The organism is Sporosarcina sp. FSL K6-6792, assembly GCF_038004885.1.
In the GTDB taxonomy this organism is placed as follows: Bacteria; Bacillota; Bacilli; order Bacillales_A; family Planococcaceae; genus Sporosarcina; species Sporosarcina psychrophila.
Genome location: NZ_JBBOSA010000001.1, coordinates 398519 through 411275 on the forward strand (window position 1 = coordinate 398519; position 12757 = coordinate 411275).

The window sequence follows — 12757 nt, forward strand, 5'->3', positions numbered from 1 at the left end:
CAATTGGCTATTGAAAATATTTTAATGCCGCAACTCGGTGAAAGTGTGACAGAAGGCACAATCGAGAAATGGCTTGTCAAACCGGGCGATACAGTTAACAAATATGATTCACTTGCAGAAGTTAATACAGACAAAGTGACAGCGGAAGTACCTTCTTCATTTTCAGGTGTCATCAAGGAGTTGATCGCACAGGAGGGAGAGACGCTTGCAGTTGGAGCACTTGTTTGTACGATTGAAACTGAGGGTGGCGGAACTGCGGAAGTTGCAGTAGAGGCGGTACCAGCTAAGACAGAACCTGCAAACGAAATGCCTGCTGAAGGTTCTCAAAAACCGGCTTCATCTTTGAATCGTGAAAAAGGAACAGCAGCAGGACGCTATTCTCCTGCAGTACTACGTCTATCGCAGGATAACGGCATTGATTTGTCACTTGTGGAAGGTTCAGGGAAAGAAGGACGCATCACTCGTAAAGATTTGCTTGCTATAATCGAGAGTGGCAACATTCCGACAGCAGCAGTAACTACTGAAGCGCCTGTTGTAGAAACGGCAGCTCCAACTTCGGTTACACAGGCGGCTCCTGCACTGAAAGCAGCGGAGCCAGCCAATATACCTGTTGCAGTAGGCGATATCGAAATCCCTGTTACAGGTGTGCGTCGTGCCATCGCTAGCAATATGCTGCGTTCAAAACACGAAGCGCCACACGCATGGATGATGATTGAAGTCGATGTTACGAGTCTTGTTCAATACCGCGATTCCCTGAAAAATGATTTCAAAAAGAAGGAAGGCTTCAACCTGACATACTTCGCATTCTTCGTGAAAGCAGTATCTCAAGCATTGAAAGAATTCCCTATGATGAACTCAATGTGGGCCGGCGACAAAATCATTCAGAAAAAAGATATCAATATTTCCATCGCAGTGGCGACGGAAGATTCCCTTTACGTTCCAGTCATCAATAATGCTGATGAAAAAACAATCAAAGGCATTGGGCGTGATATTCAGGAGCTTGCAGGTAAAGTGCGTTCAGGTAAACTGAAATCATCCGAAATGCAAGGTGGTACATTCACAGTGAATAATACCGGCTCATTCGGTTCTGTTCAGTCAATGGGTATCATCAACCACCCGCAAGCAGCAATACTACAAGTCGAATCAATCGTTAAACGTCCTGTTGTGATGGACGGCGGCATGATCGGTGTGCGTGATATGGTGAACTTATGTCTATCACTCGATCACCGCGTTCTTGACGGTCTTGTTTGCGGACAATTCCTCGCACGCGTTAAAGCGATTCTCGAAAACGTAACTGCAGAAAATACATCCATTTACTGATCAAAATTGTAAACCCCAGTGCCGTAAAATATAGCGCTGGGGTTTATTTTATCTTTCAACAAAAGCATTACTCGGGTAAACTAGTAATAGATTGATTATTTTGAGGAGGGAAGCGCAAAATATGACCATACATAACATGCAAACAACAACATTCGATAAAGCGGGATTTGAACAATGGAAAGAAGTCGCTGTCCAGTCATTGAAAGGAAAGCCTTTCGATTCACTTATCACGAAAACGATTGAAGGGATTGACCTTCAGCCATTATATACGCAGGAAAGTCTTGCGAAACGTGCACAGCTAATTCGTGCGGCAAAAAAAGAGACAGGCTGGATTGTTGCACAGCAACCATATGCTACGGATGGACAACAGTTCGTCGCTGACCTGAAAAGTTCGATTGAACGTGGCAATGAAGCGATTGTTTGCGATGGGACAAAAACACTTCACTGGGAAGAGTCTTCTCTCGCTGAAATCGCCCAACTTATGAAGCAATATCCGATTTTCATTACAAATATGAAGCATGATAACTCATTTCTGAAAGCGTTTTCCCTTGTCTCAGAAATGGATCGGTCCTCCGTTAACGGCGCAATTTCGGTCTCTGGTTGGACTCTTCCAGCAGGATACACAAACGTCCGGACAGCTAGCGCGGATATGTGGGGTGCACATCACAAAGGTGCGGATTCAGTGACTGAACTTGCATTAGTCCTCGCATATGCAGCGGATCAAGCTTCAAAAGTGGACAATTTTAGTGATTTTGCCGATAACTTTTTTGTTCGATTTGCAGTTGATACGCATTTCTTTATGGAAATTTCAAAGTTCCGTGCGTTTCGTGTTCTTTGGCAAGCATTCAGTTCTGCGTATGGGGTAGCTGAAGCTCCATATGTACCAATCATTGCAACAACATCGTTGCGTTCTTACTCAAAACTAGATCCGTATGTCAACGTCTTGCGTGCAGGCAATGAAACATTTGCCGCAGTTCTTGGCGGCGCTGACGTTATTACAGTTCATCCACACAATATTATTACTGGACCGACAAGCAGTTCTGTACGTATGGCACGTAATATCCAACTTGTTATTAAAGAAGAAACTCATTCCGATAAAGTAATTGATCCTGCAGGCGGTTCTTATTTCATGGAAACCTTGACGTCTGAACTTGTTGATAAATCATGGACACTCTTTTTGGAAATACAGTCTACAGGCGGCTATGATGCATTCATTGCCAGCGACAAGTTCGGGAAATTACTTGAGCAACGTAGGGGCGATGTTTCGAAAGGGAAACAGTCGTTGATTGGTACAAATGTTTACGCTGAATTGACGGATACGAACTTTACTGATTGGGATGGCATTCAATTTGAAGGTCGTCTTGCAGAACCTTTCGAAAAACTAGCTGCACTGCAAAAAGATAGTGCAACGCGAATTGCATTGCTGACGTTCGGCGAGTTAAAAGATTTCAAACCACGTGCAGATTTTGTCGGCGGCTTTTTAGCGACAGGCGGTATGCGCGCTGAATGGAGTCCAACATTCGATAATGCAGAACAAGCTGTTTCATGGCTTGCGGATGATAAGCCGGATTATGCAATTGTTTGTGCAACATCCAGCCTAACTGAAACGATAATGGAACAATTGCTTGCAGGACGCCCAGAAGGACTTGTCTTGGATGTGGCAGGAAAGTACGATTCTGCACTGTCAGAAACATGGCTTAATGCCGGTCTAAATGGCTTCATCTATGCGGGTCAAGATAAAGTAGGAAAACTAATAGCTATCAACGACAAATTGGAAGGGGCTGCGTCTGATGAACAAGCCTGATTTCAACAAAGTAGACTTGCGGCAGATTGCTAGCAGTTCGGCAATAACAGTAACCCAGTCAGGGCAACTTTTTAGAACAAATGAAGGTATCGATGTTAAAACGCTCTATACCGGTAAAGACACGGAGAACCTATCCCATTTGACTGATTTACCTGGCATCGCACCAAATACTAGGGGTCCCTATCCGACAATGTTCGTTTCTAGACCGTGGACAGTCCGTCAATACGCCGGATTCTCAACTGCTGAGGAAAGTAATGCCTTTTACCGCCGAAATTTGGCAATGGGGCAAAAAGGATTATCTGTCGCATTCGACCTTGCGACTCACCGCGGCTATGACTCTGATCATCCACGTGTGACTGGGGATGTCGGAAAAGCAGGCGTTGCTATTGATTCGGTAGAGGATATGAAAATCCTATTTGATGGTATTCCGCTCGATCAGATGTCAGTATCTATGACAATGAACGGCGCGGTATTGCCAATTATGGCGTTTTACATCGTTGCGGCTGAAGAACAGGGAGTGTCACCTGAAAAACTTGCTGGTACCATCCAAAATGATATATTGAAAGAGTATATGGTGAGAAATACGTATATTTTCCCGCCAGAAATGTCAATGAAAATCATTGCGGATATTTTTGATTACACATCCACTAAAATGCCGAAATTTAACTCGATTTCAATTTCTGGCTATCATATGCAAGAAGCGGGCGCAACGGCGGATATCGAGCTTGCCTATACACTTGCTGATGGTCTTGAATATGTCAGGACAGGTTTGAAAGCAGGCATTGATATCGATTCATTCGCACCTAGACTATCGTTTTTCTGGGCGGTAGGCATGAATTACTTCATGGAAGTTGCCAAAATGCGCGCGGCACGGAAAATGTGGGCGCAAATGATGCAGACATTTGAACCGAAAAATCCAAAGTCACTTGCGCTTCGTACACATTCACAAACGTCAGGCTGGAGTTTGACGGAACAAGATCCGTTCAACAATATAACGCGAACATTAATAGAAGCAAATGCTGCAGCGATGGGGCATACACAGTCACTCCATACCAATGCGCTTGACGAAGCAATTGCATTGCCGACAGATTTCTCAGCACGGATTGCACGGAATACGCAATTGTTCCTGCAAGAAGAGACGATGATGACCAAAGTGATTGATCCATGGGGCGGCTCATACTATGTTGAAAAATTGACAGATGAGTTGATGGATAAAGCTTGGGAATTAATCACAGAAATCGAGGAACTCGGCGGAATGGCGAAAGCGATTGAAACCGGCCTTCCCAAAATGAAAATCGAAGAAGCGGCCGCAAAACGTCAGGCTCAAATCGACTCTCGTGCAGAATCAATTATCGGTGTAAATAAATACCGTTTAGATACTGAAGATCCAATCGATATTTTGGACATTGACAATACGCTAGTACGCCAGAAACAAATCGATCGTATCAATCAGATGAAAGCAGACCGAGACGAAACGAAAGTAACGACTATCCTAGCCGAGTTGACTGAAATTGCACGTAGTTGCGACGGTAATCTTTTAGCATGCGCCGTTAATGCAGCACGTGCACGCGCAACCATCGGTGAAATATCAGATGCGATTGAAAGTGTATCAGGTAGACATAAGGCGGTGATTCGTTCGGTGAGTGGCGTTTACAGTTCGAATTTCTCGAACACAGAAGAAATTGACGAAGTAAAAATGATGGCAGAAGATTTCCTTGGAAATGAAGGGCGTCGTCCACGTATCCTTATCGCAAAAATGGGACAAGACGGTCATGACCGCGGTGCAAAAGTAATCGCTTCCTCATTTGCAGATCTTGGTTTTGATGTAGACATCGGGCCATTATTTCAAACGCCAGAAGAAACGGCACTACAAGCCGCTGAAAATGATGTCCACGTCATCGGTGTAAGTTCACTTGCTGCGGGTCATAAAACGCTTGTTCCGACACTACGTGAAGAGCTTGCCAAAATTGGTCGAGAAGATATTCTTATTGTCGTCGGTGGGGTTATACCTGCGCAAGATTATGCATTCCTACGTGAAAATGGTGCTGCGGCAATTTTCGGTCCAGGAACCGTCATTCCGGTTGCAGCGCAAAAAGTCATTGAAGAAATCTATCGTAGGCTTGGCTATGAGGAAGTGGCGGATTGAAAGACAACAACCGTTTAACTGATGACAGTGCATTGAATGTGATGGGTGGGATTACTTCCTCACATGATGGCATGGCAGCAACGGCGCGGAAACGTTTTGTGAAAAAGGGCCGCGAAATCCCGGTTGAAGAGTTGTCGGAAAAGATATCAAATGGCTCCCGGCTTCATCTTGCAAAAGGGATTACGCTTCTCGAAAGTATTATTCTAGATGATAAAGTTGCCGGGCAGCAGCTGTTGCTCAATTTGCTTCCTAAAACGGGCAATAGCATCCGGATTGGCATCACCGGAGTTCCAGGTGCAGGGAAAAGCACGTTTATTGAAGCATTCGGCTTAATGCTAGCTAATGCAGGCCACAAAGTTGCCGTGCTCGCTATAGATCCAAGCTCAACTGTAACAGGCGGTAGTATCCTTGGTGATAAAACGCGGATGGAAGAACTTGCAAGGCATCCGAACGCGTTCATTCGCCCCTCCCCGTCGGCAGGTACACTTGGTGGTGTTCACAAAAAATCGCGCGAGACAATGTTACTTTGTGAAGCGGCTGGTTATGACGTTATTTTAATTGAAACGGTCGGAGTCGGGCAAAGTGAAACGGTTGTCCGTGGAATGGTCGATTATTTCATGCTGCTGGTACTAACTGGTGCCGGAGATGAACTGCAAGGGATGAAAAAAGGGATTATGGAACTGGCAGACGGGGTTGTTGTTCACAAAGCTGACGGTGATAATTTAAGGTTGGCGAAAAAGACAGTACGGGAATACCGTCAGCTTCTTCACTTCCTTCAGCCTGCATCACCCGGTTGGACTTCGACTGCACTTCCTGTTTCATCAATTAAAAATACTGGTCTTGAAGAAGTTTGGGAAATGATAGTATCATTTAAAGAGACAATGGATGGTAGCGGATTCTGGGAAGGGCGCAGGCAATCACAGACGAAAGATTGGTTCCGTTCCATGATTAATGATCGACTTATCGATAGTTTTTTTGCACAACCAGGGAAGAAAGAGGAAGTCGTAGAACTCGAGAAAGGGCTACTTGAGGGAAATCTTACTGTGACGGGCGCAGTCGATCGTTTGTTTGGATAAAGCTACAAGATATAAGAAGGCTGTTTAATGGCATGAGATATTTTCCCTGTTCAAGTGGATGCCAAATAAAACGAATAATCGAACACGATACTATCCTATAAATAAACTACAATTGTATAATAATAAAATAAAGATCAGACATTTACACGAATGTCTGATCTTTTTTGTATATAAATGAATAGTTTGCTTTTATTCTTGCACTTCATACTAAAGTTTCGCTTCATGGTGAAAGTAGAACAATGTATTATCACATAAATCCCTCAACTATTTCATGAATTTTTTCGGGTTTTAAAAGTGTAGAGACAGATTCCTCAGTTTGCTGGGTAAGTGCAGAACCTGCAAGCCCCAATTGACAAGCCCGCAATAGTGATTCTTCGTTCATGAGCCCATATATTGCGCATGAAGAAAATGCATCACTAGCCCCAGTGACATCTACAACTTCAGTTTTGAAAGGGGATAAATGCCCAGATTCTTGTGGTGAAGAATAATAAACTCCATGATCATTAAGCGTGATAATAACTTTTTGTACGCCGCGTAGTCTAATCTTTTCACAGACAGTTTGGCAATCCTCAAACGAAGTGATTTTCAACTCAGCAAGTATTTCTGCTTCTTCTTGATTGAGAAGCAATAGTTCTACTCCTTCAAGTTGAAAAGGAAGTTTTTGCGCCTTGGCTGATGATATAGGATCAATGTACAAGGGAATATTTTCATCCCTGCAACGTTTAATTAGATAACTTATGCAATCCTTAGAAATATTAGTATCCAAAAAAACGGCTTGTGAGGCCACTATATAGGACCATTTCTCTTCGATCATAGAAATCGTTATTTTTTCGTAGATGTTCATATCGGCCATAGAGACAATCATTTCACCATTAACATCCAATAAAGTGGTATAAGTTCCTGTTCGTTCTGTCTGCAATACCCATACTTGACTGACATCTACTCCTTGGCTTTTCGTTTCCCTCAGTATCCAGTTACCTTCCTTGTCGTCTCCCACAGAAGTCATAAGAGAAGTGTTATACCCAAGCCGACTTAAATTTTCGGCAAAGTTTCGTGCCACACCACCACAAACTTCAGTTGTTTCAACGGGATTGGATGAATACAAATGCACTTTTTGATTCGATCGCGCTTTCCGGTCTGTGTTTGCTCCACCGATACACACGATGGAAGATTCCTCCTGGAGGATATAGGCACGCCCTTTGATTTCACCGCGTTTTGTCAGCGTAGCAATATAGTTAGCAACCGCTGAACGTGATAAACCGACTTTATTCGATAGTTCTTGCTGTGAAATAAAAGGGTTTATTCTAATATGATGTAATATTTGATGTTCTTTAGACATTAAAATAACCTCGCTTTTAATCAAACAATAGTTTACAATGTAAACTATTGTTTGTAATGCTGATTTGAAATAAGGGAAAGTAATTAATGGTGTTGAGGATCTCGTTCATAACCTAAAAATTACGCATTAAGTATAAAAAGTCCTTTATTTAGAAATTGGTATTCTGGTCCAAATCCATTGTAAAGGAAACTTGATACGACAATCATACATCAATCTTATCGTTTGGTAAATGAACTTCATCCATATATATACAAAACAATTGGAGGAAAAAACAATGAAAATGTGGTTATACCCTGTGTTAGTAGTTTTAGCAGCTAGTAGTTATGGTTTAGTGTCAACTATCATTAAACTTGCAATACAAGGTGGTTTTTCGGTCTCAGAAGCAATTACAAGCCAATTTTTTATAGGGTTTTGTATAGCAGTATGTATTTTTCTTCTAACAAATAGAGAAAAAATAAGCTTTAAAGGGATTAAAATTCTTATTTTAGCAGGAGTATTAACAGGATTGACGAATATTTTTTATGGTCGCTCATTAATCTATCTACCTGCTTCTTTAGCGGTGGTACTTCTGTTTCAATTTACGTGGATAGGTATGTTGATTTCTTGTATAGCAAAACGGCAACTCCCAAGTCGAATCGAGTTTATTTCATTAATCGTTTTGTTTGCAGGAACTATACCAGCTGCAGGTTTGATTGATGTAGATTTATCTCAAATACCCATTCAAGGTTGGTTATGGGGTTTAACTGCAGCTCTTTGTTTTTCTTTATTTTTATTTGTTAATAGCAAGCCAATTAAGAGTATGAATACATCTAACCGATTACTATTGGTTTCCTTTTTTGCTTTTATGACAACAGCTACTTTTCAGTCTCCAGAAATCATTTGGAATGGAACACTGTTTGGTGAGGGACTCTGGGTATATGGTTTGGCATTAGGATTGTTCGGTATGATCATACCGGTTTATTTATTTACCATCGCAGTTCCTAAAGTAGGATTGGGTATGTCGTCAATATTGAGTGCTTTTGAATTGCCGATTGCGGTGTTGGTTTCAGTTATATTATTAAGTGAAATCGTTACTCCACTACAAATAGTAGGTATAGTAATCATTATTATGGGTATCATTTTACCAACAGTCTTAAAAAAGGATAAATTGTAGAATCAAAAATTTTTAAAGCATTATAAACGTAATCGTAAATAGACAAGACCTCATCCAATTTGATAAAAAGGGTGGGGCATTTTTTTTTAGAGTAGATTTTCAGAAGGGTTATTTTAGTTATATATATTCGCTTACTGGTTCTGAATCAGGAATAATTACAAGTTCTATTGTTGAGAAAATCGTTTAACAGAGAAGATGTATTGAAATGAGTCCTTTTTATTTTAAAAGATAAGTATTAGTTTTTCTAATTGGGTCGGTGTTAGTTATTTGGCAAAGAGAGTCATGTTGCTGGATCGGCTTCTGTCTGTAACGTCTAGCGGGAGCATTACTCTTTTCTCATCTTGTTGAGACAATAGTGGAAATAGAGCAATTTATTATTGACAATTTATAAAAAAGCCGTATACTAAACATATGTTTACGATATAAACTTTTGTTTTAAGGGTGAGGGGGTGTGAAAAAATCGCTAATGAAAATGAGGATTTAATTTTAGGTATGATTAAAGAAAGACCACTTATTTCTCAACATGAATTGTCGGAACTAACAGGTTTACCAAATTCTTCAATTGCTGAAATTATTTCCGGGCTAATCAAGAATGAGCATATTTCCGGGAACGCTTATGTTGTAAATGAAAACTCACCTATTATTTGTATAGGTGGAGCTAATGTAGACAGAAAACTCTATGCAAAGTTTGAGATATCTAATGGAACGTCAAACCCAGTAAAATCTTCTCGAACGATTGGAGGAGTGGCAAGAAATATTGCTGAAAATCTAGGTAGACTGGGTGAGCAAGTTGTATTAATCTCAGCAAGCGGTAACGATTTAGAATGGAAAGAGATTTATGATATGTCTTCTCCATTTATGAATTTAGCACATGTTACCCAATTTGAAAATGCATCAACAGGTTCCTATACCGCGGTATTGGATAAGAACGGTGATTTATCAATTGCATTAGCAGATATGGATATTTTCGAAGAAATTACTCCTGAATTATTGGAAAAAGACAGCAATATTCTTAAATGCGCTAAATGTATTGTAGTTGATTTGAATTGTCCGGTTGAAACGGTTGAGTTTCTTTGTTCTTTCGCAACTGAGCATACTATTCCACTAATTATCATTCCTGTTTCGTCTCCAAAAATGAATCGACTTCCCAAAACACTGGATGCGGTTAGTTGGCTCATCGTAAATAAAGATGAAACAGAAACTTTTATGGATATAAAAATTAATGATGATAAAGATTGGGAAAAATCAGTTGAGAGATGGTTAGAATTAGGAGTTAAAAATGTTATTGTAACTAATGGATCAAAAGGTGTGCTTACAGGTAGTGAAGATGGAGAGATTCGTTATTTCCCAGCTATCGAAGAACCAGTGGTTGTAGATGTTACAGGTGCGGGGGATTCATTTTGTTCGGGAGTTATTTATTCCTGGTTACAAAAGAAAGACTTTGATTACATTATTAAGTCCGGTTTAGTCAATGCTCAGAAAACAATTTTATCAAAGCATACAGTTAGACAAGAATTATCCCAAAAACAATTTAAACTAGATATGGAGGAAATTTAAAATGAAACAGTATATTGAATTATCAAAAGAGGTACAACAGGCAAAAGAGGAAGGGAAAGCAATTGTGGCATTAGAGTCTACAATTATTTCTCACGGGATGCCTTATCCCCAAAACGTAAAAATGGCTCGAGAGGTTGAACAAATTGTTCGCGATAATGGGGCTGTTCCAGCAACAATTGCTATTATTGATGGAAAAATCAAAATTGGGTTAACAGATGAAGAGTTGGAGTTATTCGGTAAAAGTTCAGATGTTGCTAAAGTGTCAAGACGTGACTTACCACAAATTATTGCTACAAAAAAACTAGGTGCAACAACTGTTGCAACTACAATGATTTGTGCTGAATTAGTGGACATCAAAATCTTTGTAACAGGCGGTATTGGTGGCGTTCATAAAGGTGCAGAAACTACAATGGATGTTTCAGCTGACCTTGAAGAATTAGCTCAGACGGACGTAGCGGTAATTTGTGCAGGAGCTAAATCAATCCTAGATCTAGCGCTTACAATGGAATACCTTGAAACAAAAGGGGTTCCTGTGCTTGGTTATGAAACGGAGTGTCTACCAGCATTCTATACAAGAAATAGTGAATTTAAATTAAACTTCTCTACGGATTCAATTGATGTAATTGCTGATGTATTGAAAACTAAATGGGAATTAAATCTTAAAGGTGGGGTAGTAATTGCTAACCCAATCCCTGAAGAATTCGCTATGGATGAAGACTATATCAATGGAATTATTGACCAAGCAATCAAAGAAGCAGAAGAAAATAATATTATTGGTAAAGATACTACACCGTTCTTACTTGGTAAAATTAAAGAATTAACAGATGGTAAAAGCCTTGATGTAAATATTGAATTAGTAAAACACAATGCTAAAGTAGGAGCTCAAATTGCAGTTAATTTAAACAGCAAAACAAACGAACAATAAAACTATTACTTAAGATAAGCTGATCTATACTACTATAAATTCACTCATCTAGTTCCTTTTCATATTTTGTGAAAATATGAAAAGGAACTAGTATTATCGATTAATTGAAAGCGCTAACATAAAAGGGGATGATTTACATGAAATTTCTATTCTTAATAACAGGGATATTACTTGTTTTTTTTATTGCGTTTATATTTAGTAATGATAGAAAAAAGATAAAATATAAACGTATTCTTATTATGTTAGCTGTACAAATCGTTGTAGTTTATTTCATGATGAATACTAGTATAGGTCTTATTGCTATTACCAGTGTTGGTAAGTTTTTTGAGAAACTGTTAGCTATTGCTGATACAGGAATTCAATTTGTATTTGGTGGTATCGTGAATGAAGGTGAAATATCTTTTATATTTGTAGCGTTATTACCTCTAGTATTCTTATCGGTCCTAATAGGTATACTAAATTATATCAAATTATTACCTTACATTATCAAATATCTAGGTTTAGTTTTAAGTAAAATAACTGGAATGGGTAAACTTGAAAGCTATTTTGCAGTATCTACTGCAATACTTGGACAACCAGAAGTGTTTTTGACAATTATTAGACAAATACCTCATTTATCTTCAAAAAGGCTTTATACAATTTGTACTTCCGCGATGAGTGCAGTAAGTATGGCAATGGTTGGAGCTTATATGACGATGTTAGAGCCGAAATATGTTGTAACTGCTGTAGTTTTAAATATTTTCAGTGCACTCATAATTGCAAATATTATTAATCCCTATGATTTAGAAAGTGATGATGAATTAATTCAAGTGGATGAAGATGAGAGAGTTCCTTTCTTCCAAATGGTTGGAGATAGCGTAATGGATGGTTTTAAACTCGTAGTTACCGTTGCTGCTATGCTATTAGGGTTTATTGCATTGATGGAATTAATTAATGTGATTTTTCTCGGCGTATTTCAAGTCTCATTCCAAACAGTTATTGGTTATATCTTTGCACCAATCGCTTTCTTGATGGGTGTGCCATGGGCAGAAGCTGTACAAGCGGGTGGAATTATGGCTACAAAACTTGTTACTAATGAATTTGTTGCAATGTTGAGTTTTGGCGAAATTTCTTCAAATCTTTCTGATAAAACAGTGGCAATTGTCTCGGTTTATTTGGTTAGTTTTGCAAACTTTGGAACTGTTGGTATTGTTGCTGGCTCAATCAAATCAATTAGTGAAAAACAAGGTCATTATGTTTCGAAATTTGCTTTAAAACTGTTATTAGGTGCAACACTAGCCTCTGTAATTTCGGCTACTATCATTGGTATTGTTATGTGAGAATATAAAACTGAATGCGTTTACAATGATGGCTCCCTATGGTTTTAAAATCCGTGACTTATTGTCATTTCCAAATAGATAGAAGAATGGAAGGAAGAAAGAACTCAGCTGTATAATA

Annotated in this window: 9 protein-coding genes; 8 read left to right on the top strand and 1 reads right to left on the bottom strand. The window is 39.5% G+C overall.

The features are described 5' to 3' along the window. Positions 1-3: 3 nt before the first annotated feature. From MKZ26_RS01875 to meaB, 4 genes are all read left to right on the top strand, one after another. Positions 4-1320 carry a dihydrolipoamide acetyltransferase family protein gene (locus MKZ26_RS01875; protein ID WP_340764037.1) on the top strand — a complete coding sequence of 439 codons (1317 nt, stop codon included), beginning with the start codon at positions 4-6 and terminating at the stop codon, positions 1318-1320. Between the two features lie 121 nt (positions 1321-1441). Continuing rightward, complete coding sequence (locus MKZ26_RS01880; RefSeq protein WP_340764038.1) at positions 1442-3124, top strand: methylmalonyl-CoA mutase family protein; 1683 nt, start codon at positions 1442-1444, stop codon at positions 3122-3124. Beyond that, positions 3111-5270, top strand: a complete 2160-nt coding sequence (scpA, locus tag MKZ26_RS01885) for a methylmalonyl-CoA mutase (RefSeq protein WP_340764039.1) — start codon at positions 3111-3113, stop codon at positions 5268-5270. The genes MKZ26_RS01880 and scpA overlap by 14 nt, the downstream gene beginning before the upstream one ends. 41 nt (positions 5271-5311) lie before the next feature. Continuing rightward, the gene (meaB, locus tag MKZ26_RS01890; RefSeq protein ID WP_340767591.1) at positions 5312-6346 is read left to right on the top strand and encodes a methylmalonyl Co-A mutase-associated GTPase MeaB; all 1035 of its coding nucleotides are present in this window, start codon (positions 5312-5314) and stop codon (positions 6344-6346) included. Between the two features lie 247 nt (positions 6347-6593). On the opposite strand, the gene MKZ26_RS01895 is transcribed toward meaB, so the two are convergent. Continuing rightward, positions 6594-7685: a carbohydrate kinase gene (locus MKZ26_RS01895; protein ID WP_187044985.1), complete on the bottom strand. Its 1092-nt coding sequence runs from the start codon at positions 7683-7685 to the stop codon at positions 6594-6596. Positions 7686-7965: 280 nt separating this feature from the next. Between MKZ26_RS01895 and MKZ26_RS01900 the strand changes: the two genes are divergently transcribed. From MKZ26_RS01900 to MKZ26_RS01915, 4 genes are all read left to right on the top strand, one after another. Continuing rightward, positions 7966-8838, top strand: coding sequence for a DMT family transporter (locus MKZ26_RS01900; protein WP_340767592.1), 873 nt, complete (start codon positions 7966-7968; stop codon positions 8836-8838). Positions 8839-9330: 492 nt separating this feature from the next. Next, a complete protein-coding gene (locus tag MKZ26_RS01905; protein WP_340764040.1) occupies positions 9331-10395 on the top strand; it encodes a carbohydrate kinase family protein in 1065 nt (354 codons plus the stop codon). A 1-nt stretch (position 10396) separates the two neighbouring features. Further along, positions 10397-11320, top strand: coding sequence for a pseudouridine-5'-phosphate glycosidase (locus tag MKZ26_RS01910; protein WP_340764041.1), 924 nt, complete (start codon positions 10397-10399; stop codon positions 11318-11320). A gap of 137 nt (positions 11321-11457) precedes the next feature. Further along, complete coding sequence (locus MKZ26_RS01915; RefSeq protein ID WP_067209829.1) at positions 11458-12639, top strand: NupC/NupG family nucleoside CNT transporter; 1182 nt, start codon at positions 11458-11460, stop codon at positions 12637-12639. Positions 12640-12757 lie beyond the last annotated feature (118 nt).

Bases quoted from the DNA above. Each gene is read 5' to 3' on its own strand.
- meaB (WP_340767591.1), top strand. From the start codon at position 5,312: ATGGGTGGGATTACTTCCTCACATGATGGCATGGCAGCAACGGCGCGG.
- MKZ26_RS01910 (WP_340764041.1), top strand. From the start codon at position 10,397: ATGAAACAGTATATTGAATTATCAAAAGAGGTACAACAGGCAAAAGAG.
- MKZ26_RS01905 (WP_340764040.1), top strand. From the start codon at position 9,331: ATGATTAAAGAAAGACCACTTATTTCTCAACATGAATTGTCGGAACTA.
- MKZ26_RS01895 (WP_187044985.1), bottom strand. From the start codon at position 7,685: ATGTCTAAAGAACATCAAATATTACATCATATTAGAATAAACCCTTTT.
- MKZ26_RS01880 (WP_340764038.1), top strand. From the start codon at position 1,442: ATGACCATACATAACATGCAAACAACAACATTCGATAAAGCGGGATTT.
- MKZ26_RS01900 (WP_340767592.1), top strand. From the start codon at position 7,966: ATGTGGTTATACCCTGTGTTAGTAGTTTTAGCAGCTAGTAGTTATGGT.
- scpA (WP_340764039.1), top strand. From the start codon at position 3,111: ATGAACAAGCCTGATTTCAACAAAGTAGACTTGCGGCAGATTGCTAGC.
- MKZ26_RS01915 (WP_067209829.1), top strand. From the start codon at position 11,458: ATGAAATTTCTATTCTTAATAACAGGGATATTACTTGTTTTTTTTATT.